16 protein-coding genes are annotated in these 22,475 nt (G+C 70.7%); 8 read left to right on the top strand and 8 right to left on the bottom strand.

Annotation, left to right across the window (positions count from 1 at the left end):
- Positions 1-89: 89 nt before the first annotated feature.
- The 6 genes from ACFWF2_RS11615 (at position 90) to ACFWF2_RS11640 (ending at position 6,935) form a co-directional block, all read left to right on the top strand.
- Positions 90-1,766 (top strand): fumarate hydratase, encoded by a 1,677-nt coding sequence (locus tag ACFWF2_RS11615; RefSeq protein WP_379307089.1) that lies wholly within the window; start codon positions 90-92, stop codon positions 1,764-1,766.
- Between the two features lie 101 nt (positions 1,767-1,867).
- Positions 1,868-3,271 carry an ABC1 kinase family protein gene (locus tag ACFWF2_RS11620; protein WP_379307091.1) on the top strand — a complete coding sequence of 468 codons (1,404 nt, stop codon included), beginning with the start codon at positions 1,868-1,870 and terminating at the stop codon, positions 3,269-3,271.
- Between the two features lie 109 nt (positions 3,272-3,380).
- Positions 3,381-3,782 carry a hypothetical protein gene (locus ACFWF2_RS11625; protein ID WP_379307093.1) on the top strand — a complete coding sequence of 134 codons (402 nt, stop codon included), beginning with the start codon at positions 3,381-3,383 and terminating at the stop codon, positions 3,780-3,782.
- Positions 3,783-3,884: 102 nt separating this feature from the next.
- Positions 3,885-4,994: a PLP-dependent cysteine synthase family protein gene (locus ACFWF2_RS11630; RefSeq protein ID WP_379307095.1), complete on the top strand. Its 1,110-nt coding sequence runs from the start codon at positions 3,885-3,887 to the stop codon at positions 4,992-4,994.
- A complete protein-coding gene (locus ACFWF2_RS11635) occupies positions 4,991-6,310 on the top strand; it encodes an MFS transporter (protein ID WP_379307097.1) in 1,320 nt (439 codons plus the stop codon). Before ACFWF2_RS11630 ends, ACFWF2_RS11635 begins: the two co-directional genes overlap by 4 nt.
- Positions 6,311-6,416: 106 nt before the next feature.
- Entirely contained in the window at positions 6,417-6,935 is a 519-nt protein-coding gene (locus ACFWF2_RS11640) for a M15 family metallopeptidase (protein ID WP_379307099.1), read from the top strand.
- Positions 6,936-6,996: 61 nt separating this feature from the next.
- Here ACFWF2_RS11640 and ACFWF2_RS11645 read toward each other — a convergent pair whose 3' ends face one another.
- A complete protein-coding gene (locus ACFWF2_RS11645) occupies positions 6,997-8,133 on the bottom strand; it encodes an epoxide hydrolase family protein (RefSeq protein WP_379307101.1) in 1,137 nt (378 codons plus the stop codon).
- An 83-nt stretch (positions 8,134-8,216) separates the two neighbouring features.
- On the opposite strand from ACFWF2_RS11645, the gene ACFWF2_RS11650 reads away from it, so the two are divergent.
- Positions 8,217-9,179 (top strand): helix-turn-helix transcriptional regulator, encoded by a 963-nt coding sequence (locus ACFWF2_RS11650; protein ID WP_379307103.1) that lies wholly within the window; start codon positions 8,217-8,219, stop codon positions 9,177-9,179.
- Positions 9,180-9,185: 6 nt separating this feature from the next.
- Here the strand turns inward: ACFWF2_RS11650 and ACFWF2_RS11655 are convergent, their stop codons facing one another.
- The 6 genes from ACFWF2_RS11655 to ACFWF2_RS11680 form a co-directional block, all read right to left on the bottom strand.
- Positions 9,186-9,617, bottom strand: coding sequence for a hypothetical protein (locus tag ACFWF2_RS11655; RefSeq protein ID WP_379307105.1), 432 nt, complete (start codon positions 9,615-9,617; stop codon positions 9,186-9,188).
- Positions 9,614-10,408: a hypothetical protein gene (locus tag ACFWF2_RS11660; RefSeq protein WP_379307107.1), complete on the bottom strand. Its 795-nt coding sequence runs from the start codon at positions 10,406-10,408 to the stop codon at positions 9,614-9,616. The genes ACFWF2_RS11655 and ACFWF2_RS11660 overlap by 4 nt, the downstream gene beginning before the upstream one ends.
- A 531-nt stretch (positions 10,409-10,939) precedes the next feature.
- Positions 10,940-15,169: a TIGR02680 family protein gene (locus tag ACFWF2_RS11665; RefSeq protein WP_379307109.1), complete on the bottom strand. Its 4,230-nt coding sequence runs from the start codon at positions 15,167-15,169 to the stop codon at positions 10,940-10,942.
- A gap of 4 nt (positions 15,170-15,173) precedes the next feature.
- The gene (locus ACFWF2_RS11670; RefSeq protein WP_379307111.1) at positions 15,174-16,556 is read right to left on the bottom strand and encodes a DUF2398 family protein; all 1,383 of its coding nucleotides are present in this window, start codon (positions 16,554-16,556) and stop codon (positions 15,174-15,176) included.
- On the bottom strand, positions 16,553-18,112 hold the full coding sequence (locus ACFWF2_RS11675; protein WP_379307113.1) for a TIGR02677 family protein: 1,560 nt from the start codon (positions 18,110-18,112) through the stop codon (positions 16,553-16,555). Before ACFWF2_RS11675 ends, ACFWF2_RS11670 begins: the two co-directional genes overlap by 4 nt.
- Positions 18,113-18,195: 83 nt before the next feature.
- Positions 18,196-19,335 (bottom strand): XRE family transcriptional regulator, encoded by a 1,140-nt coding sequence (locus ACFWF2_RS11680; RefSeq protein ID WP_379307115.1) that lies wholly within the window; start codon positions 19,333-19,335, stop codon positions 18,196-18,198.
- A 333-nt stretch (positions 19,336-19,668) separates the two neighbouring features.
- On the opposite strand from ACFWF2_RS11680, the gene ACFWF2_RS11685 reads away from it, so the two are divergent.
- On the top strand, positions 19,669-19,974 hold the full coding sequence (locus tag ACFWF2_RS11685; RefSeq protein WP_189023021.1) for a hypothetical protein: 306 nt from the start codon (positions 19,669-19,671) through the stop codon (positions 19,972-19,974).
- On the opposite strand, the gene ACFWF2_RS11690 is transcribed toward ACFWF2_RS11685, so the two are convergent.
- Entirely contained in the window at positions 19,876-22,419 is a 2,544-nt protein-coding gene (locus ACFWF2_RS11690; protein WP_379307117.1) for an AMP-binding protein, read from the bottom strand. The two genes, ACFWF2_RS11685 and ACFWF2_RS11690, sit on opposite strands and share 99 nt — an antisense overlap.
- Positions 22,420-22,475 lie beyond the last annotated feature (56 nt).

Genomic DNA, 22,475 nt, shown 5'->3' on the forward strand with positions numbered 1-22,475 from the left:
TCACATAGGGTTGCCTAACCAGCAGGTGGGCGCGGGTGGTCGATAGGCTTCCGAGTGCTTTGTGACCAGCCACCCGAGGAGTGCGATTCGTGACCGCGCCGGAGTTCCGCTATTCCGATCTGCTGCCGATCGGCGCCGACGACACGCCGTACCGCTTGCTCACCACCGAGGGGGTCAGCACCTTCGAGCACAACGGCCGCACCTTCCTGCAGGTCGAGCCCGAAGCGCTGCGGCTGCTCACCGAGACGGCGATCCACGACATCAGCCACTACCTGCGCCCCGCGCACCTGCGCCAGCTGCGCAAGATCATCGACGACCCGGAGTCCTCGGGTAACGACCGCTTCGTCGCGCTGGACCTGCTCAAGAACCTCAACATCTCCGCCGGTGGCGTGCTCCCGATGTGCCAGGACACCGGCACCGCGATCGTGATGGGCAAGAAGAGCGAGGGCGTGCTCACCGGGGTCGACGACGCCGAGTGGATCAGCCGCGGCGTGTTCGACGCCTACTCCACGCTGAACCTGCGCTACTCCCAGCTCGCCCCGATCACCATGTGGGACGAGAAGAACACCGGCTCCAACCTGCCCGCGCAGATCGAGCTGTACTCGACCGAGGGCACCCCCGACAACCCGGTCTACAAGTTCCTGTTCATGGCCAAGGGTGGCGGTTCGGCCAACAAGTCGTTCCTGTACCAGGAGACCAAGGCCGTCCTGAACCCCGAGCGCATGCTCCAGTTCCTCGACGAGAAGATCCGCTCGCTGGGCACCGCGGCCTGCCCGCCGTACCACCTCGCGGTGGTCATCGGTGGCACCAGCGCCGAATTCGCCTTGAAGACAGCGAAGTACGCCTCCGCGCACTACCTGGACAACCTGCCCACCGAAGGCTCGATCACCGGGCACGCGTTCCGTGATCTGGAGCTCGAGGAAGAGGTCTTCCAGCTCACCCGTGAGTTCGGCATCGGCGCGCAGTTCGGCGGCAAGTACTTCTGCCACGACGTGCGCGTGGTCCGCCTGCCCCGCCACGGCGCCTCCTGCCCCGTCGCCATCGCGGTGTCCTGCTCGGCCGACCGCCAGGCGCTGGCCAAGATCACCAAGGACGGCATCTTCCTGGAGCAGCTGGAAACCGAACCGGCCCAGTACCTTCCGGAACAGACCGAGGACATCCTCGGCGGCGACGTGGTCGAGATCGACCTCAACCGCCCGATGGACGAGATCCGCGCCGAACTGTCGAAATACCCGGTGAAGACCCGGCTTTCGCTCACCGGCCCGCTGGTCGTCGCCCGCGACATCGCGCACGCCAAGATCAAGGAACGCCTCGACGCGGGCGAGCCGATGCCGCAGTACCTGCGCGACATGGCCGTCTACTACGCGGGTCCGGCCAAAACCCCCGAGGGCTACGCGTCGGGCTCCTTCGGCCCCACCACCGCGGGCCGCATGGACTCCTACGTCGACCAGTTCCAGGCCGCGGGCGGCTCGATGGTCATGCTCGCCAAGGGCAACCGCTCCGCCCAGGTCACCAAGGCCTGCAACGAGCACGGCGGCTTCTACCTCGGCTCCATCGGCGGCCCCGCCGCCCGCCTCGCCCTGGACTGCATCAAGAACGTCGAGGTCCTGGAGTACCCCGAACTCGGCATGGAAGCCGTCTGGAAGATCGACGTCGAGGACTTCCCCGCCTTCATCGTCGTCGACGACAAGGGCAACGACTTCTTCGCCGAAACCTCCAAGCCCATCGCCCTGCGCGTGCGCACCCGCTCCAAGGAACGCGTGTAAGCGGTCGCAGATCCCGAAGACCCCGGCCTCGCCACGGTGCGATCCGGGGTCTTCGTTCGTCCGGCCGTGCGCGGTCGCGGTGCGGTGTAGTGTGACGCGACATGCGCTGGACCGGCTCGACGGGGGTGGATATGGCGACCTCCGGAGTTCCCTCCGGTCGAGTGGCGCGCGGCGGGAAGCTGGGCAGGCTGGCCGCCGAGCAGACCGTGCGCGGGGTCGGGACGCGGCTGTCGATGATCGGGCGCACCGAGGAAGCCAGGCAGGTGCTGGCCGAGCGGTCGGCGATGAAGACCGCGCAGCAGATCGTCGCGGTGCTCGGCAGCATGAAGGGCTCGGCGATGAAGCTGGGGCAGATGCTGTCGGTGCTCGATCTCGACTTCGTCCCCGAATCGCACCGCGCGCAGTTCACCCGCCAGCTCGCGGCGCTGCGTGACCGGGCTCCCGCGGTCGAGTTCCCCACCATGCGCCGCGTGATCGAGGAGGACCTCGGCCCGCTGTCGGGGATCTTCGCCGACTTCGACGAGACCGCGATCGCCGCGGCCTCGATCGGTCAGGTGCACCGGGCGACCCTGCGTGACGGCCGCGCGGTGGCGGTCAAGGTGAAGTACCCCGGCGTGGAACGCGCCGTCCACGCCGATATCGGCAATCTCGAATTCCTCAGCAAGATGGCCAGATCCGTGCTCCCGAGCATGGCCGACACCGGAGTACTGGAGGAGATCGCCGCCAATCTGCGCAGCGAGCTCGACTACCTGCGGGAGGCGCGGACCCAGCACCTGGTCGCCCAGCGCTACCGCGGTCACCCCTACATCACCGTGCCCGACGCGATCGAGGAGCACTGCTCGCACAACGTGCTGGTGACCGAATACGTGGCGGGCCACGGCTTCTCGCACCTGCAAGCGCTGCCCGCCGCGGACCGGGACCACTACGGCGAACTGATCTATCGCTTCTACCTCGGAACCCTGTTCACCGACAACGAGTTCTGCGGCGACCCGCATCCGGGCAATGTGCTGCTCGCCGAGGACGGCAGGCTCGCCTTCGTCGATTTCGGGCTCTACAACCTGATGGACCCCGAGCACGTCGATTTCGAGCGCTCCTGCCTGCGGGCCGCCGCCGAGGACCGGCCCGAGGACCTGTACGCGGCCTGGGTCGGTCGCGGCATCATCGACCCGGACGCCGGGGTCACCGTCGAGGAATGCCTGGCGTACGTCTGGGCGGCCTGCGGGTGGCATCTGCTCGACGAAGAAGTCACCATCACTCCCGAATTGGCCACCAGCGCCGTCCTGCTCGCCGTCGACCCGCGCTCGGCCGAATTCCAGGGCATGCGCAGGCAACTGCTCCCGCCCGAGCACGTCTTCTCCCGGCGTGCCGACCTGTTCACCTTCGCCACCCTCGGTCAGTTGCAGGTCAGGGCCAACTGGCATCAGCTGGCCCGTGAGTGGCTCTACGGCGAGCCGCCGGCCACCGAGATCGGCCGCGCGATCGCCCGCAGGCGGGCGGGCCACTAGGCCTCCGCCACACCCGGATCGTCCGGTCCGACGGCGCTGACCTGTGTCTACGCAATGACGTAGTAGCTTGGTCGGCGTAGGTCACCGGCGATGAGCGGAAGGAGGCACGGTGGGTCATCGGACTGACCGTCCCTCGCCTCACCGCACGGGTGTCCTGTGCGCGTTCGTCATGATCGTGGCCGCCGTGTGCGCGCTCGTGATCGACTGCACCACCGTGCATCACGACGACCACCATGGTGTGGACACGCCGCTCGGCGTGGTCGCCGCCGTCGCCGAAGGGGCCGGGCTCGCCGTTCCGGGTCATCCGCTGCCCGACCACTGCCTGGTCGGTACCGCGGCGCCCGATACCGGGCTCGTGCTGCCCATCCTGGGCTTGCTCGGCGCGCTGGTCGTCGTTCTCCTCGCGAGCCTCGGTCATCCGGCCGTGGCCGCCCGCGCCCCGCCTCGCTCGCCGCTGCGGTATCGCCAGGGCCGCGACATCCTCACCCAGTTCTGCATCTGTCGACGCTGATCGGTCAGCGCCAGGCCTGCCACACCGGTGGCAGGCCGGTGTCCGCGTGCCCGTTCTCGTCCGCGCCGTCGTGCCCGGCGGCCGACACAGGAAGCGACAGACATGCAGGAATACGTGCTCGACCGGACCGTTGCCTCGATCGCCGAGCGTCCACAGGGACTTGTCGGCAATACCCCGGTGATGTGGGTGGGAGCGCCGCTGACCACCGCCGACCGGGGGTTCTGGGCCAAGCTGGAAGGATTCAACCCCGGCGGGATGAAGGATCGTCCCGCTCTGCACATGGTGCGCAGGGCCGAGCAGCGCGGCGACCTCGCCCCCGGCGCGCGGATCGTCGAATCCAGCAGCGGCACACTCGGGCTCGGGCTCGCCCTGGCCGGACTTGTGCACGCTCATCCGGTCACCGTGGTCACCGATCCCGGGCTGGAACCGATCGTCGCGCGGATGCTCGCCGCCTTCGGTGCCTGGGTCGACCTGGTCGAGCGGGCCCATCCCGCCGGAGGCTGGCAGCAGGCGCGCCGGGACCGGGTCGCCGAACTCCTCGCCGCCGAGCCCACCGCGTGGTGCCCGGACCAGTACAGCAATCCCGACGCCGCCGACGGCTACGCCGGGCTCGCGCACGAGCTGATCGACCAGGTCGGGCGGGTCGACGTGCTCGTCTGCGCGGTCGGCACGGGCGGCCATTCCGCGGGTGTCGCACGGGAATTGCGCCGTCGGTATCCCGGGCTTCGCCTGATCGGCGTCGACACGGTGGCCTCCACGATCTTCGGCCAGCCCGCGGGGCCGCGGCTGATGCGTGGCCTCGGCTCGAACATCCACCCGGCCAATGTCGACTACCGCGCCTTCGACGAAATCCATTGGGTCGCACCGGCGGAAGCGGTCTGGGCCTGCCGGACCCTGGCCGCCACGCACTACGCCACCGGCGGGTGGAGCGTCGGCGCGGTCGCCCTCGTCGCCGGCTGGGCCGCCCGGACCGCCGACGCGGAGACCAGGATCGTCGCCATCTTCCCCGACGGCCCGCACCGCTACTTCGACACGGTCTACAACGACGGCTACTGCCGGGAGCACGGCTTGCTGACGGGGCCGCCCGCCACCGACCCCGACACGATCTCCCACCCGGCCGAGCGGGTGGTCGAGTCCTGGACGCGCTGCACGACGGTGCTCGATCCCGGCGCGCTCGCGTCCGATGACACGGCAGGACCGGTGCGCGCATGAAGACGCTGCGGACCTTAGCCGGTTTCGACACACCCGCCCGGCTGCTCATGATCAACCAGTTCGGCATCAACCTCGGGTTCTACATGCTGATGCCGTATCTGGCCGGGTATCTCTCCGGCCCGCTCGGCCTGGCCGCGTGGGCGGTCGGGCTGGTGCTCGGCGTCCGGAACTTCTCGCAGCAGGGGATGTTCCTGATCGGCGGCACACTGGCCGACCGCCTCGGCTACAAACCGCTCATCGTCGCCGGATGTGTGCTGCGCACCGCGGGATTCGCCGCGCTGATCTTCGCCACCTCGCTGCCGATGCTGCTGATCGCCTCCGCCGCAACGGGATTCGCGGGTGCCCTGTTCAACCCGGCGGTGCGCGCGTACCTGGCCGCCGAAGCGGGCGAGCGGCGGGTCGAGGCGTTCGCGGTGTTCAACGTGTTCTACCAGGCGGGCATCCTGGCCGGCCCGCTCGTCGGTATCGCCCTGCTCGGCGTGGATTTCCGCTGGACCGCCGCGGCAGCGGCCGCCGTGTTCGCGGTGCTCTCGGTGGCGCAGCTGTGCGCACTGCCACAGCGCCGCGGCGTGACCACGACTTCGTCGGTGTGGACCGACTGGCGCGCGATCGCCGGTCACCGGCGCTTCGTGGCGTTCGCGGTGGCCATGGGCGGCACCTATGTGCTGTCGTTCCAGGTGTATCTGGCCCTGCCGCTGCACGCGGGAGCCATCTCGGGGGCAGGCGCGCAGGAGTTGACCGCGCTGGTGTTCGTGGTGTCCGGTGTGGTCGCCGTCGCCGGTCAGGTGCGGATCACCGCGTGGTTGCGAGCGCGCTGGGGGATCGGGCGCGGTCTCGTCCTCGGCGTCGGCGTGCTGGCCGCGGCGTTCGTCCCGCTCGCGCTGGTACCCGGCGCTGGACCGTTCGGGACGGTGGCCGCGGCCGTGGCGCTGCTGCTGTCCGCCGCGCTGCTGGCGGTCGGGACGGCGGCGGTCTTCCCGTTCGAGATGGACACCGTCGTCTCGCTGAGCGAGGGCAAGCTGGTGGCGACCCACTACGGGTTCTACAACACGATCGTCGGGGTGGCCATCCTGGCGGGCAACCTGGGGACGGGCGCGGTCCTCGACGTGGCCCGCTCGGCGGGCGCCGACCGGCTGGTGTGGGTGGGACTGACGCTGATCGGCGTGCTGACCGGCCTCGCGGTGCATCGCGCGATCCGGCCGGTTCCCGGTCGGCACCGGCAGCCCGACGCACTGCCCGCCTACACCGCGGCACCGGGCCGCTGGCCGGTCCGGTCAACCGGTGCGTCCCCGGCCGAGCTGACCCGCACACCGTGAGACGGTCGCCGGCCCCGGCGGAATGATCCGCCGGGACCGCCGTGCACCGCGCTCGAGCCCACCTCGGTGGTCGGCTCGGGCGCGGGCCGGTCGATAGACTCCTGCCATGACTACTGTGCTCGGCCGGGTGGCCGACCGGATGCTGGTGACGATGACGGCCGCCGCGGCCGTGACCGCCGTCGGTATCGGCATCGCCGAGGCCCAGCCGGGTGCCACCGACCAGCGTGAACAGTTCCAGTCCGCCGCGGGCACCGAGGGGCTCGATCCGTCGTTGGCCCTGGCCTATGCCCTCGCCGAACAGCAGGCGCACGCCGAGGGCATTCCACTGTCGATCACCTCGGGCTACCGCTCGCACGAGCAGCAGGAAATGCTGTGGCAGGACGGCCTCGCCACCTACGGCAGCCCCGACGAGGCCCGCCGCTGGGTCCTGCCACCGGAGGAGTCGACCCACGTCTCCGGCCATGCCGTCGACGTCGGCCCCCAGGTCGGCGCGCAATGGCTGGAAACCAACGGCAACCGCTGGGGCCTGTGCCGGACCTTCGACAACGAATGGTGGCATTTCGAGTTGGCCACCGCCCCCGGCGCAGCGTGCCCACCGCGGGTGCCCGACGCCAGTATGCGGTGAGGCCGGGTCCGCGGTAGCCGACCGAGCCGGGCAGCGTGACGCGTGCCCGGCTCGCTGCGGCTCAGCGGAGGGCGGCGAAGAAGGTTCGGATGTCGGTGACGTGGGCCGTGGGTTCCTCCATGGCGACGAAGTGGTTGCCCGGGTTGCCTGCGGGCCAGTGGGTGATCTTGTTGTCGCGGTCGGCGAGTTTGCGCATCAGGGGTGAGCCGCCGCCGTAGACGCCGGTCGGGACAAGGTTCTGGCCGGTGGGCCAGCCGAAACCGCCGTCGCGCAGGCCGTTGTACATCGGCCAGGACGAGGTGCCGGTGGTCTGGGTGAACCAGTAGATCGCGATGTTGGTGAGCAAGTGATCGCGGTCGATCACGTCCTCGGCCAGGTCGGCCATCGGGGTGAACTCCTGGTATTTCTGCATCTGCCAGGCCAGCAGTGCCACCGGGGAATCGTTCCAGCCCAGCGCGAAGGTTTGCGGCGCGGCGCGCAGCAGGGTGTGGTGGTCGATGCCGCCGGTCATCCACTGCTGCATCTCCTCCCACTGCAGGAGGTCCTCGTCCGACATCGTCGGCACGTCGGCGTCTGTCGGCATGCCGATCCCGCCGTCGAGATGCACGCCGATGACGTGCTCGGGCGCGGCGAGCGCCATCTCGGGGGCGATGTAGGCACCGAGGTCACCGCCCTGGGTGCCGTAACGGTCGTAGCCGAGGCGGTCCATCAGGGTCGTCCACATGCGCGCCACCCTGGCCGTGCTCATCCCGGTGTCGCGCGGCGCTGCCGAGAAGGCGAAGCCGGGGACCGAGGGCACCACGACGTGGAAGGCGAGGGCCGGATCGAGGCCGTGGGCCCGCGGATCGGTCAGCGGGCCGATGGTGCGGGTGAATTCGACGAACGACAGCGGCCAGCCGTGGGTGAGCAGCAGCGGCACCGCATCGGGCTCGGGGGAGCGGACGTGCAGGAAGTGCACGTCGAGGCCGTCGATCTCGGTGACGAATTGCGGGAACTCGTTGAGCGCGGATTCCTGTGCGCGCCAATCGAAGTCCTCGGCCCAGTACCGCGCCAGCTCACGCAGATAGTCGGTCGGCACGCCGCGATCCCAGCCAGCACCCGGCAGTGGCGCCGCCCAGCGGGTCCTGCGCAGGCGGTCGCGCAGGTCGTCGAGGTCGGCCTGCGGGATGTCGATACGGAAGGGGCGAATGGTCGTCATGCGAACTCCTCGGTCGGTGTGTTCACCACGGTAGAAGCCATCTAGGACAGAATCGGTCCTAGATGGAGGAGAGAATTCTCGGCATGACCGATACCGCCGCCCGCCTGCTCCGTTTGCTCTCGCTGCTGCAGATACCCCGCGAATGGCCGGGCAGCGAACTCGCCGAGCGGCTCGGCGTCACCGACCGCACGGTCCGCCGCGATGTCGACCGGCTCCGCGAGCTGGGCTATCCCGTGGTGGCGGCCATGGGCGCCACCGGCGGATACCGGCTTACCGCCGGATCGGCACTCCCACCACTGGTGCTCGACGAGGACGAAGCGGTGGCCGTCGCGGTCGGCCTGCGGGTCGCGGCGGGGCAAGCCGTCGCCGGTATCGAGGATGCCTCCGTGCGCGCGCTGACCAAGCTCGAGCAGGTGCTGCCCGCGAAACTGCGCAGGCGGGTGCGAGTGGTCGGCGCGGCCGTCGCGGTGCGCGCGGGCACCGGGCCCACGGTCGATCCGGAGGTGCTCACCACCCTCGCCGCCGCGGTGAGCAACCGGGAACGGCTGCGGCTGCGCTACCGGGACGCGGCCGGTGTGGAGTCGCGCCGTCACGTCGAACCGATGGGCGTCGCGGCGGCGGGCAGGCGCTGGTATCTCGTCGCCTATGACCTCGACCGGGAAGCGTGGCGCAGCTTTCGCGCCGACCGCATCGAGAGTCCGCAGCCCACCGGCGCCCGCATCGTCGCGCGGCAGCTGCCCGCCGCGAATGCCGCCGAGTACGTGGGCGGGTACCGGACCGATTGGGGCACACCGGAATACCGGGTCGACGTGACGATCGACGCGCCGCTGCCGCGGGTCGCGGGCAGGCTCGGCGAGACCGTGGACTCGCTGGTCGCCGACGGCGACACCGCGTGCAGGCTCACCGAGACCCGCGACGACGACCCGGAATGGCTTGCGGCGCAGTTGCTGTCACTGGGAGTGCGCTTCCGTGTGCACGATTCGCCCGAGCTGCGCACCAGGTTGCGGCAGCTGGCGGGGCGCGTCGCGCACGCGCTGGAGGGATGAACCGGGCTACAGCCTGCCCGCGTCCTTGAGCACCCGGCGTGACTGGGCGAAGAGCATGCCGACATTGACCGTCTTGCGGCAGACCACCACGACCACCAGATCATCGCGGCTCTCGGCGCGCAGGAACAGGTGGGTGAGGTTGTTGGAATTGACCAGGATCTCCTGGAAATAGTGGTCGTCGCTGCGGATGCCGCGCCGTTCCTTCCAGATGTCCTCGATCATCACCACATTGCGGCCCTGGAACAGGTCGAGGGTGGCGGCCGCGAGCAGGTCGAGGACCTCGGGCGGGTGGTTGTCGACGGTCTCCACCGACAGCAGCATGCCGGTCGACAGGTCGATGACGCCCGCCGCGGCGCAGTCGGGTACTTCGGCGCGCAGCGATTTCACCGTCGCGCCGAGCCGTTCGGTCATGGTGGCGGGGGTGCCGTTGGGGTTCATGGGATCCTTTCGGTTCTCCGCCGTGGCGAAGAGTCGGGCACGTCCACGGCGATCGCGGACGGGGGCGCGGCCTGCGGTGGGCGCGGCCGCAGAGTGTCGTTGATTCCGCTGGCGCCACGGCGGCGGCGGGGCAGTGCCGGATCGACCATCCCGGTGTCCGCGGTGCCGGGGGATCGGTCGGCGGCAGGCCGGGCGGGGATGGTCAGCTGGTGGCAGGCGAGGAGGCGGGCGACCTCGACGGTGACCGGGTAGAGCGGGCGGCCGAGCAGGAAGGCCAGATCGCGGCAGCTGCGGGTGCCGTCGACCAGGCGCAGAATGGCGGTGGTGTCATCCTCGTCACGCCGCGAACGACCGAACTCGGTGAGTGCCAACAGGTTCCGGTGCGGTGAGAAGCCGGCGGCGGCGAGCGCGGACAGCCGGCGCGCGGTCTCGCTGAGCAGCCACTCGGATTCGTAGCCGGGATCCGCACCCGCGAAGACCTCCGGGTCGGCGTCGATCCAGTAGCAGCGATCGATCCAGCCCGCCGCGATGGCGAACAGGCCGTCGACGGTGGCCGTCATCCGCAGCAGGCGGGCGCGGGCCGCGCCGAGCGGTTGCTCCTCCCGGTCGAGAACGTCGAAACCCGGTGCGCCGCAGGTGTTCACGGTGACTATCCGGCCGTCGGCGAACCGGATGTCACCGCCCGGTTCGCCGGTGACCCGCAGGATGCCGGAACGCCGGCCCGTGCGCGCGTCGGTGAGTGCGGTGTCGAGCGGACGGGTGGTGTCCCGCAGGGGGACGGGTAGCTGCATGGTGGTCACATCCCGCGGTGGACAGGGGAAGGTCGGTGCAGGCCCGAGGGAATGGCGACCCCCGCGCAGGCGGGCCAGCAACGACCACCGAACAATTCCGGCGAATATTTCCGGCACCTTCATCGGGTTGGGTCGGCCGAGTTCCGGCGAACTCAGCGCATCGGTGCACGCGGCGACCACGACGGGCCGGAACGCACGAGTGCGCGGCTCCGCGCGGTAGCGGAAATCTGCCGGTAGAACCGGGGTGGGAGGTGTTGATTCTGTCGATAAGGCACGACGATCCTCTGAAGACTTGCTGACGGCGTGCGGTGTCGACCGCACCGTGATCGTGTCGGCCCGACCTGGTCTTGGCCGTCACGTGAGCAAAATCCTGGCAGCACCGAGGATTTCGAGCAACCGATTCCGCGAAATTCGATGCGCCAATTCCCGGGAGAGAAAACCGGTCGGTCTCGGGTGTCCGGCAATTCCCTGGCCACCACGCTGCCGCGGCCGCGTGGTGGCGTCAAGGACGGTTGGCGAACCGGGGGTTGTTCAGCCCACCGGCGCCGGTTCGCCCGGCATGCCCTCCAGGGTGAGTCCGCCCTCGATGGTGTTGGGGACGCGGCGCCGGTTGGGTGAGCCCAGTGCGGTGGTGAGGTCGCCGCCGTCGTGTTCGGCCAGTAGTTCGCCGCTGTCCCACACGAGCAGCGTCGCGCTGACGGTGTTCTCGGCGGTCGAATGCGCGAGGTCGTAGTGGGCGCAGCCGGGGACGTGCCCGTAGGTGATCCACAGGTCGTAGCCGGTCATGAACAGGTCGAGATCGAATTGCACACTCAGGCCGAGCAATTCGCTGCGGCCGTTGTCGTCGACACCGGCGAACGCCTCGTCCAGCGCGAGCAGGCGCGGGGCCTGCGGGTCGGCGGAGTCGAGCATCACGTGCGCCGCGGCGAACAGCGGCAGGTGCAGTGAGACCGACTGCTCGCCACCGGAGAGCGCGCTGTGCCGGGCCACGGTCAGCTTGTCCTCGCTGCCGTCGCCGTTGATGAGGGTGAACGAGAACACCCGCCACGTGCGGTAATCGAGGGTGGCGGCGAGGATCTCGGGATAGGACCGCTCCGGGTGGGCGGTGCGGGCCGCGCGGATCTCACTGGCGAAATGGGCACGGACGGAACCCAGATCCTCCGGGCTCAGCGCCGCGGTGTCGCGGTCGAGCAGCTTGCACATGGCGCGGGCGGCCTCGGACAGGCCGTCGGCCAGCACCCAGTGCACCCCGATGGTGTTGCCCGAGGACATCCGTCGCTGCTTCATCTCCGCGCCCATGCGGGAGATGAGTTCGCGTGCGTCGCTGGTGCGTTCGTGGATCTGCTGGGCAAGGCCGGTCAGCAGCGCGTCCTCGAGGATGCGGCGCTCGGCGTCGGTGAGCAGCAGTTCCTGGTCGCGGCGGGCGGCGTCGATGCGGGCGGCGAAATCGGCGAGCGCGGCCTGACCGTTCTCGTCGTGCACGGCCACCACGGTGAGCCCGTCGGCGGCGTCCCAGTGCAGCCGGTAGTCGCGGCCCGAGGCGGTGAGCGCGGCGTCGAACTCCTGCAGCGCGCTGGTGACCGCCGAGCGGGTGGACTTGCGCCCGGCCTCGGTGGCGCGCACCTGGGCGGTGGCGGTGTCGAGATCGGCGAACAGGGCGCCTACCTCGTCGGGCAGTACCACGGGATCGGTCTCGGGGCCTGCGGCGACGATCCGGTACTGCAACTGTTCCTGGGTCGACCAGGCGGCCTCGGTGCTCGGCCAGCGGTGCTCGACGGACGCGCCGAGCAGGCTGAGCAGGTCGGGCCGGGCATAGGGCGCCAGCGAGCGCACCTCGGCCAGTACCTCGGTGAGGGCGGTGGCGAGGGCTTCGTTGGCGGTGCGATAGGCGGCCTCGGCATCGCCGACGGCTTCGATCGCGGCATTGGCGGCCTTGCGGGCGGCCCGCTGCTCGGCCTTGGCGGCCTCGATCGCGGCGCGCGCGGCGTCGAGTTCGCGATCGATATCGGCGGCGCTCGCACCCAGTGCCTCGCGCAGGGTCTCGAGCTTGCGTTGCTGCTCGGTGTATCCGAGGCGGGCTGCCTCGGCCTCCTCGGCGAAGGCCTCGGCCAGCGCCCGCGCCTCGTCGTGGCGGTCGGCGCCCTCGCGTTCGCGTTCGCGCTCCCGCTCGTGCTCGGCCCGCAGGCGCAGCAGCCCGGTTCCGGTGTTCTCGAAGTGCCGGATCGCGGCGGCCAGCGCGTCGAGTTCGCGCGCCTCGGTCGGGGTGCGGTGCGCCTGGGCGGTGGCGCGCAGCTTCTTGTCCATCGCGGTGGCCTCGCCGACCGCTTGGTCGAGCTCACGCTCGGCCTGGGTGACGGCCTCGGATCTCGACCGCATGAGACCGGCGGTCTCGGCGACGGCGCGGAGGGCCGAGGTGATCGCGGAGGGGCGGGGGAGGGCTTTGGTCGCCGCACTGATGGCCGCCAATTCGGCGGTGGCCGTGGCCTCCTCGGCCTTTGCCGCGTCTGCCTCGGCCGTGGCTTCGTCGATCGCCGCGTCGAGCTCGGCTTGGCGCAATTCACGGCGGCGGGCGCGTGCGGTCGCACCGAGGAATTCGGCCTCGGGCTTCGTGTGGCGGCCCACGTGCAGGCCGTGGCGGTAGGCACCTGCGGTACCGATGACGACGGGGGCCTCGTTGTCCGATGCCGATGCGTCGTCGAGCGCAATCGAGGCGAGGACGTCGGCGACGGTCGCGGTCGGGATCGACAGGTCGTCGGAATTCTCCTCGACGACAAGGACTTCGGCGAGGGTGCGGCCGGTGGGACGGTCCTCGGTGGCAAGCGGGCGGAGGTAGCGAACGCCCTCGACATCCGGTGGGAGGTCGGGGCCGCAGATCCAGGCGTCGAGGAGGCCTGCGGCTTGCAAGGCGGCCTCGATGCCCGCGGCTTCGGCGGGAGTTACAGTGTCCGCGAAGCAAACCAGCCGCCACAGGGGCGCGCCGGGCAGACCGCCGTGTTCGCCGGAGTCGGTGGGGTGCGGGGGTGGTGCGTCGTCGCGTTCAGCGGCCACGCGCTTGCGTTCGGCGCGAAGGCTTTCCCGGCGCGCGATGGCAGCGGCTGCCCTGGACTTGGCGTCCTGACGGCGGGTGCGGATCTGTTCCTGCAGGGGCTCGCAATGCTCGGCCAGCACCTCGTGCGCGGACGGCGCGTCCTCGGCGCCCGCCGCCGCAACGGCCGATTCCAAGGCGGCGAACAGCCCGGGGCGATTCGGATCGGCGACGAGCGGTGCGAAGACCGCCGAGTTCGTCTGCCACCAGGTGCGCAGGGCGGCAGCGGATTCGGTGCGAGCCAGGGCGACGGCGGCTTCGGCGTGGGCCACCTCGGCGGCCGCGGCATCGCGCAACTCGACCGCACGTTCGGCCAGGCGCTGGGCGCGGGTGCGGTCGGCGGCCAGGGATTCCCAGCGGCTCAACGCTTTTCGTACCGCGCGGACGTCGGCATCGCGTTCCTCCGCGTGCCCGCGCACGGCGGCGGTGATCTGGTCGCCGCGGCCGTCGGCGCTCGGCGCCACCCACTCGATGCCGGCTTCCTCGGCGGCGGCGCGCAAGGCGTCCTCGCCCCGGACCAGTGCTGCGGCGGCGGTGCGCACCGCTTCGGCGGCCCGCTCGGCCTCTTCGGCGCGGCGCTGCAGGGTCTGGCCCGCCTCGGCGGCCTTGTCGCGGTGCACGGCCGCGGAGGTCTCGAGCCTGCGGACCGCGTCGGCGAGGTCGTCGAGTTGCTGTTTGCCCTCGTAGGCGCTGGAACGCTGCAGGTTCTCGCGGTCGGCGATGGCCTGCTCGTAGGCGCGGTCGGCCTCCTCGGCCCTGGTCTCGGCTTCGGTGCGGTCGGCCTCGCGACGGGTGCGCAGGGCGGTGGCCGCGAACAGGGCGGTCGAGGCGTTGGTCACCGCGTCGAGCCGGGTGCGGACCTGGTCGACATCGGTCTTCGCCTGTACCGCAAGGTATTTCCGGTACACGTCGACGAAACGGCGGGTCGCGGTGTCGGCCTGGACGAGCCCGTCGAGGGTGCGCCCGACCTCCTCCATATCGCTGAACGAGCGGGCCGCGTCCAGGATCAGCTGCTCGTCGAGCGGCCGCAGGCCGTCGGTCAGCGCCTGGGAGAGGCCCCGTGGGTCCAGGTTCTTGGCCAGCTGCGGCCGACGCAGGGTGAGGATCAGGTTGATCAGCTGGTCGTAGCGCTGCACACCGAGCCCGAACATGCGCGCGTCGATGGCGGCGCGGTACTCCACCGGCCGGTCGACGATGGCGTCGCTGCCGATCTGCTCGGCGAGCTGCTTGCGGGTCAGCGGGCGGTCGTCGGGACCGATGAGGGAGAAGTCCACGCCTGCGCGGCCGTCGGCGACGAAGTACCAGCGGGTCACCTTGTCCGAAGACCGGGTCGCGCGCATGCCGATCCCGACGGTGACGACTTCCGGATCGTCCCAGCTGCCGCGCGCGAACTCCATCCACACATACGAGTAGGCCGATTCCTGCTTGCGGTAGAGCAGGTTCGACTTCATGGTGCGTTCTTCACCGGCGAACGGATTGAGCCTGCGCGGCTCGATCCGCCCGTCGAGGACGAACGGGAACAGCACTTCCAGGGCCTTGGTCTTGCCGGATCCGTTGGGGCCGCGCAGCACCAGGCGGCCGTCGGCGAAACAGAACTCCTGGTCGCGGTAGTCCCACAGGTTGACGATGCCCGCGCGGGTCGGGACGAAACGCACTCCGCCGTGAATGAGCGACATCTCCTCAGTTCCCTCCCGTTCCGGTACTGCTGCCGTCGGTGCCGGCGGCGGTGACGAACAATTCCTCGGCTTGCCGGACCCGCACGGTGACCACCGCGCCCCGGTATCTGGCCAGCGCGGGCAGCACGAGCAGCCCGCCCTCGACCGGCCGGATCAGCCGCAATTTGGTGAGCAGGGCGATCACCTCGGTGGTGAGCCCGCCGACGTCGGCCTGCCATTGCGCGGCGAAGGTCGCGCCGTAGCGGTCGGTGAGCGCGGTGACGGTGCCGCGCACCCAGGTGTCCTCGAGGAACGGGTAGGTGACCGGCCCGGTGTCATCGGGGTCTTCGGCGAGGGAATCCGCTGCGGTGTCGAGGGTTTCGGCATCCTCGGCGAGCGGGGCGAACACGCCTGCCTCGGGGATGGCCGCGTCGAGCTGGTCGAGCAGTGCGTCCTCGTCGGCGGCAGCGGGGCGGTGCGGCACCGGATTGTCGATGTCGAGGACCACGTCGGCGATCTCGCCGATGAGCAGCAGCGCCACCTGCGCGAGGGTGCCGGTGCCGGGGAAGCGGGTGTCGGACAACCTGCCCGAGGTGTCGATGAGCGCGACCCCTTCGGCGCGGCGCTCGGCGCGCAGACCCGTGCAGTACTCGACCTCACCCACCAGGCGGTCCTGGCCGAGCAGGGCACGGTCGGCGGGCGGGAGGTCCGCCAGGTACACGACCGGCCGCTCCACCAGGGCGCGGCGTACCCGGCGGGCCTGCTCGGCGGGCGCCTGCTCGGTGTCGTCGGCGAGCAGACCGCGCACGCTGTGCAGGTGCTGCAGCGCGCGCGGCGGCCGGAACAGCGCGAACACCACCGGCCGGTCGATGTCGTAGAGCGCCTCGCCCGCCTCGGGATCGCTGGCCCAGCCGCCCGCGTCCCCGTCGGCCAGTGTCAGCGCGCCCCGGGTACCCAGCCAGCCGACCGCGTCGACGAAGGCGTCCCGGTCGGCGGCGCGGTCGGTGGACAACTCGAGGCCGTCGATCCGGCTCGCGTAGTCGGCCACGTGCTCGGCCAATTCGGACAGGGTGATCTGGTCGCCTGCCCGGCCGAGCGCGGCCAGTGCCAGGGCGAGGTAGGCGTAGCGACGGCGATCGAAGACGCGATCGTTGACGCTGCGCGCGGGCACGGTGTCGTCGAGCCGGTCGTGCACGGGGTAGAGCCGGGCCGTGGTCTCCGTGACTTCCAGGCGGTAGCCGAACAGTTCGGCGAGGTCCTCGCGCAGCTCGGTGGCCCAGCGCCGGATCAACGGCAGCGCGATCCGGTCGGGATAGACCCGGGTGACCAGGTGGTTGGCGAGCATCACCCGGGCAGCGCGCTGGTAGCTGTCCAGGGCGAGGGCGTCGATGCGACGTTGCTGTCTCATCGTGGCGTCCCCCGTCGCGTCGTCGCGGTGACCTCGAGGCGGCGATTGTTCAGATGCAGCAGGCCCGCCGCGGTGCGGATGATCGTCGACCCGTCACAGGGGCGGACCGTCAGCGTGACGCCGTTGTCGGAACCCGTTGTGCCGTCGACCTTCCCGCTGACCGGCACCCACGCCGTCGATGCCGCGTCGAGCAGTCGCAGCAGGACCTCGGTCTCGCGCTGGTCGAGCACCCGCTCGTGCACGGCGCCGGTGGCCAGCGATGCCGCGGCCGCCGCGCGCTCGCGCTGCGCGGCCAGCTGGGCCTCGCGCAGTCTGCGGATGCCCGCGTCGTTGCGCGCGATCCTGGCCGGCGCGCCCGCGGTCGGTGCGCGGCCCGTCTCGGCGAGAGTCCGCGAGATTTCCAACGGTGGTGCTTCCCACCAGGATCGGCCCGCGGGAATCACCTCCGCATCGGGATGCTCCAGCGCCAGGTGGCGCGGTCTGCCCAGGCCGAACACCGCGTCGTAGAGCGCGTGCGCACTGCCCGCTGTCGGGGTGTCGACGAACCAGGCGGCCAGATGCCGCAGCGCCGATTCCCGGCTGACCCCGCCGCGGCGGGTCTCGGTGACCCGGCGCAACAGCGACAGCACCGCGGCGATCGCACTCATCGTCGCCTCCCGCAGCCGGTCGGCCTCGCACGACTCGTTCGCCTCGCCGCTGCCCGCGCTGACGAACCAGGTGCGCAGGCCGTCCCAGCGCGACCGCCAGTCCGCTTCCCGCTCGGCCGGGCTCAGCAACACCCGCTCGTCGCAGCTCGCCGCGCGCCCGATGAGCTGCCCGACCCCGGTGTCCTCGACCTCACCGATCGCGGCCGCCAGCCGGGGCGCGAAACGCGCCAGGTCCATGCTGAACTCGCGCATGTGCGCCAGCAGCGCATCCTTGTGCGCGAGAAAAGATTCCGGGGTGATCTCGGTGGTGCGCACCAGATCGCCCAGCGACAGGTAGAAATGCGCAGCCCGCGCCGCCATGTCGGTCAGGGTCGCGTCGAGCCTGCGCAGCGTCGTGTAGACGCGCTCGGCGTCGCCGTCGCGGTTGGCGGTGGCCAGGGTGCGCAGATCGGTGAGCAGCTCGGGCAGCACCAGGCGCGACAGCGACGCGTCGTCCATCCTCGCCGTCAGCACCCCTGCCACCGCCCGGTACGCCTGGAATCCGGCCTGGGCGAACTGGTAGACGTAGTGCCGGTTGCGGTATTCGGCGAGGGTGGCCGCGCGGGTGCCGTCGTAGCTGCGCTCCAGTACGCCCCAGCGATGCAGCTGCTCGAGCAGCGGGCCGATCTCGACGGCGGGCAACGGCACGCCCGCGGGCCCCGCGTGCGCGCCCGTCTCGGCCCTGGCGATCCACTCCGCGACGTCGTCGGCGTGCAACAACACCACGTACGCGGCGCGGGCGCTGTCGAAAGCGCGCAGCACCCGCAGGTAGTCGGCGCGCTTCTCGGCGGTCGCGAACGAGAACAACCGCAGACGCTCGTCCCACAGGGCGGGTACGGCGCTGGGCAGGCCGTCGGCGAGGTCGGTCACCGGAGACAGGTTAGTGGTGGCCGCCGGGAGGTCATGGGGACCCGTCCCGGATCGGCGCGCCTCCCGCGTCTGGTATTCACGGCTCACCCGACGTTGAGCGAGCGCAGCTGCGCGAGGAACGACCGCGTGCGCGGGTCTCCTGGGTAGCGTTCGATGATCTCCCTGGCCGCCTCGCCCGCGATCCACGCCAGCGACGGCAACGAGCGCCTGCCCGCGGTGAAGGCCGACATGCCCTCCTCGATCGCGCGTTCGAGATCGCGATCGCGCACGGCGACCACGGCCAGCGTCAGCCGTGCCTCCGACACCCGCATCGGGTTGCGGACCGACCCGTCGGGCCGGGTCGAATCGCTGATCACCTGGTGGGCGTAGCGCTCGGCCAGCCGGTCCTGACCGGCGACGCGGCAGCAGTCCATGGCGTAGAAGTCGAACTTCGTCGCGTCGATGACGAAGTGGTTGTCCAGACCGGCGGGATGACCCATCCGCGACAGGATGGCCCTGCCCTCGTCGAGCGCGGTCTGCACGGCGCGGCGGTCGCCGAGCCGGGCCCAGCCCTTGGCGCGCTGGGCGGCCAGCTGCACCCCGACACTCATCGACGTGGTGCCCGGCATCGCCTTCTCCGAGACCTCGATCGCGCCCCGGAAATTGCCCTCGGTCAGCGCGAACCAGGCCGACATCTCGGCGGCCCACGCGGAGATCTCGACATTGCCCGCCTCGCGACCGAGCGAATCCGCGGCCCGGCGGGTCGCCTCGGCGCCCGCCCGCTGCCCGAGGTCGTAGCCGACGCAACCGACCAGCAACGCCACCCAGCCCGCCAGCACGAGGATTTCCCGATGCTGGCTCAGGGTGAGCCTGCCGTCGAGCAGCGAGGTGATCCGGCGCAGCCACGCGGTGCCCTCGGCGTGCAGCTCGTGCGGGTCGGCGTAGGCGTACTCGCAGCACAGCCGTTCGGCGGTGATCCGCACCGCGTCCAGGGTCGCGCTGTTGACATCGGACATCCGGAGCCTGCCGATGAACTCCAAGGTGTCCATACCTGTCGCCGATAACAGCTCGTCATCGCGGTTGGGCCGGGACTTGGGGAAGAACGCGGCGGTGACGGTGTCGAACGCGGCCGCGATGATCGGCGCGTAGAACTCGTCGGGTCGCGATTCCCCGGATTCCCAGCGCCGCCAGTTGCGCAGCAGAGTACTGTCCGTCGGCAGGTTGTGGGAGGACTTGGCACGCATCGCGCGGACGGCATCGGCTTGCGACCACCCCCTCGCGTCACGTTCCGAGCGCATCCGGACAGCCCAGACGGGTCGATCATCAGTTGCGGTCACGGCGGTAGTATCCCACCAGTTAACGTTCGGCGTCCCGAATAGGGCATGTAGATGTCATCGGCTTGACATCTGCTGCGGCGGGCCGCGAATACGCATGCTGTAAGCAGGTGCTCGGCCCGCAGACCGGACACCCGCTGTGCAGGAGAGCTTGCAGGGCAACGCAGTACCCCCGCGCGACGTACGGCGTGGCGCGGGGGGATCCGACAACAGAACAGCGATCCCTATCCAACGGAGGTTCGGGTGGAAGCGTTGATCTATGGATACTTGCGGGACGACCTGGCCGACGGCCAGAGCGACCAATTGGAGGACGCGCTACGCAGCCTGGCGCGCACTGCGGGGATGTGTTTCGCCGCGACGTTCCATGAATCGACCGCGGGTGACGGTGCGGCGTTCGCCGAGCTCACCCAGGAATTGAAGCGGGCCGACGCCCACCATGTGGTGGTGCCGTCACTCGATCACCTTGCCGGCCAGACGATCCCGCGCGACATGCTGATCGCGAAGCTGGCGCACGAAGCGGCCGCCCAGGTTCTGACCCTGGAGCGCTAGCCGTGGCCACATCCGCCGACTCCGAACCACCATCCCGGTAGCGACGGCTCCGGCCGCGAGACAGGCGAACAGTGCGAGCAGTCGCTGGTCGCCGAACATCGGGTACACCTGCCAGTGCAGCAGGTACGCGAACAAGGAGCTGTCGGCCACTGTCACCGCCACCACGGCGAAGACGGCGGGCACGCGCAGCGCGGGCAACCAGACGAGCACGAGAATGCCCGCCATGACAAGGCGTTCCCGATCGGTGACGCCGAAATACCCGGGCACACTTGCCAGCAGCACGGCGCTGACGATCAGCCGCTGCCAGACTGCCGTCGCCTTCGCTCCGGCCCAGCCGAGAACGAAGTACCAACAGGCCAGCGGTGACAACGGGATTTCCCGCTCGGGGTAGAGCCCGAACGATTGCCAGCGCAGCACCAGGGCGAGACCGAGCAGCGCGAGGGCGAACCAGAACGGCGCGCGCCGCTCCCACCGGTCGATCCGGGGGATCCGCAGCAGCAGCGCCGCGGCCACCGTGCAGTAGACCAGCACCTCCAGGAACCACAGATGTCCCGCCGTGTCGTTACGCGGGCCGAGGACCTTGTTGAGCAGCAACACATTCTGCCAGCTGTAATAGCCGGGCTGGACGATCATGGTGAGCAGCACCCACAGTGCCGTCGGCACCGCGACCATCGCCACCGCCCGCCCGGTGTGGCGCAGCCGCTGTGCGGCAGGCGCCGAACTCACCGCGAAGCGGGCGAAGTTGTAGCCGGCCACCGCGAGCAGCACGTGCGCCGCGCCCCACACTTCGAACAGCTGGATATGCGAGCCGAGGACGAGGACCATGCCGATCGCGCGCAAGGCCGTTGACGTGTCCAGAGCCCGGCCGAAGCCGGTGCGCGAGCGCGGTGTCCGCTCGAGCCGATCGATCGGCTGCTGCGGCCAGTCGGCGGGCAACCGGCCGATCACCCGTTCGAGCCGGGCGGCCGTGGTGACGTAGCTGAGCGAATTGCCGCCCAGCTCCACGAAACTCTGCTGCGGCGAGATCCGCTCGGCGGGGATCGCCAGCGCGTCGGCGTAGATCGACCGGACATCCTCGCCCGTCGCGGTCGGTTCCGGGGCCGTCGCCCGCACAGCCGGGTAGTCGATCTTGCCGTTGGCCAGGCGCGGCAGCTCGCCGACGGGCACCACCGCGATCGCCGCGGCGGGCAGCCCGGACACCCGGGCGATGAGCGCGGCGGGATCACCACGGCCGGTGCCGCTCACCGCCACGATCAACCGCGCGCCGTCCTCGGCGCAGGCCGCGCCGAAACCGGCTGCGGCGAGCTCGGATTCGATCCGGCCGAGGTCGATGCGCAGGCCGAACAGCTTCGCGAAGCGGCTGCGCCTGCCGACGACCTGGAACAGGCCGTCGGCCGTGCGTCGCGCCAGGTCGCCGGTGCGCAGGGCGTCCACGGTGCGCCCCAGCGCCAGGTCGGCGGGGCGGCGCGCGTAGCCGAGCATGACGTTGGGGCCGTGGTAGACGAGTTCGTCGGCGGCGCCGTCGTCGACCGGCTCGAGCGTGAAATGCCCATCGGGCACCGGAATTCCGATGCAGTCGGGATGATCCACCGCCAGTTCCGGTGGCAGATAGGCCATGCGGGCCGTGGCCTCGGTCTGCCCGTACATCACGAAGAACCGCCAGCCCGCCGCCGCGCCGAGCCGCGCGTAGGCGCGCACCCTGTCCGGTTCGAGCCTGCCGCCCGCCTGGGTGACATACCGGAGATCGGGCAGGGACATGTCCGCGAAACCGATCCGGTCCAGCAGCTCCACCGTGTACGGGACCGCCGCGAACGAGGTCGCCCGGTGCGCGCGGAACTCGTCCCAGAACTCGGGGTCGCTCACCGACCGGTCGGTGAGCAGCAGGCTCGCGCCGCGCAGCAGATGACTGTGCACCACCGACAGCCCGTAGCAGTAGAACAGCGGCAGCGTGGTCGCCGCGCGATCCCGCGGCCCGATCTCGAGGTAGCGGGCGATGGCCCCGGCATTGGTGAGCAGGTTGCGCGCCGAGAGCCGCACCAGCTTCGGCGACCCGGTCGACCCCGACGTGCTCAGCAACAGCGCCAGCTCCGGATGCAGCCGGTGCGCCGAGCTCGCGCGCTCGGTGACGATCCGGCCGCGGTCGACGACGACGTCCGGATCGTAGGTTGCGGCGAGTTCACCGGAGAACTCGCCGGTCAGCAGGACCACACACCCCGCGTCGAGCGCGCCGAGGTAGGCGACGAGCGAGTCGATGTCGTTGCCCGCGGCCAGCGCGACCAGCCGCCGCGCAGGGCCGAGCCGCGCCGCGAACGCCGCGACACGGTCGGCCAGCTGGGCATAGGTCACCCGGTGCAGGGTGTCGGCGGGCGCGGCCGGGAGCCGGTGCAGCACCGCGATCCGGTCGTCGAATCCTCGGAGGTGAGCGACGATCGGATGGTTCGGCACCCGAAGAAGTCTAGGCGGCGTGCCGTCGGCAGCCGGGAGGTTCCGGCGTGGCGAAC

Origin of the sequence: Nocardia sp. NPDC060259, from assembly GCF_042728775.1 — a bacterium.
Taxonomy (GTDB): Bacteria; Actinomycetota; Actinomycetes; order Mycobacteriales; family Mycobacteriaceae; genus Nocardia.

What these genes read in the sequence shown, in the direction of transcription:
- ACFWF2_RS11665 (WP_379307109.1), bottom strand. Translation starts at nt 15,169, where the DNA reads ATGTCGCTCATTCACGGCGGAGTGCGTTTCGTCCCGACCCGCGCGGGC.
- ACFWF2_RS11680 (WP_379307115.1), bottom strand. Translation starts at nt 19,335, where the DNA reads ATGCGTGCCAAGTCCTCCCACAACCTGCCGACGGACAGTACTCTGCTG.
- ACFWF2_RS11630 (WP_379307095.1), top strand. Translation starts at nt 3,885, where the DNA reads ATGCAGGAATACGTGCTCGACCGGACCGTTGCCTCGATCGCCGAGCGT.
- ACFWF2_RS11620 (WP_379307091.1), top strand. Translation starts at nt 1,868, where the DNA reads ATGCGCTGGACCGGCTCGACGGGGGTGGATATGGCGACCTCCGGAGTT.
- ACFWF2_RS11650 (WP_379307103.1), top strand. Translation starts at nt 8,217, where the DNA reads ATGACCGATACCGCCGCCCGCCTGCTCCGTTTGCTCTCGCTGCTGCAG.
- ACFWF2_RS11655 (WP_379307105.1), bottom strand. Translation starts at nt 9,617, where the DNA reads ATGAACCCCAACGGCACCCCCGCCACCATGACCGAACGGCTCGGCGCG.
- ACFWF2_RS11640 (WP_379307099.1), top strand. Translation starts at nt 6,417, where the DNA reads ATGACTACTGTGCTCGGCCGGGTGGCCGACCGGATGCTGGTGACGATG.
- ACFWF2_RS11645 (WP_379307101.1), bottom strand. Translation starts at nt 8,133, where the DNA reads ATGACGACCATTCGCCCCTTCCGTATCGACATCCCGCAGGCCGACCTC.
- ACFWF2_RS11660 (WP_379307107.1), bottom strand. Translation starts at nt 10,408, where the DNA reads ATGCAGCTACCCGTCCCCCTGCGGGACACCACCCGTCCGCTCGACACC.
- ACFWF2_RS11670 (WP_379307111.1), bottom strand. Translation starts at nt 16,556, where the DNA reads ATGAGACAGCAACGTCGCATCGACGCCCTCGCCCTGGACAGCTACCAG.
- ACFWF2_RS11635 (WP_379307097.1), top strand. Translation starts at nt 4,991, where the DNA reads ATGAAGACGCTGCGGACCTTAGCCGGTTTCGACACACCCGCCCGGCTG.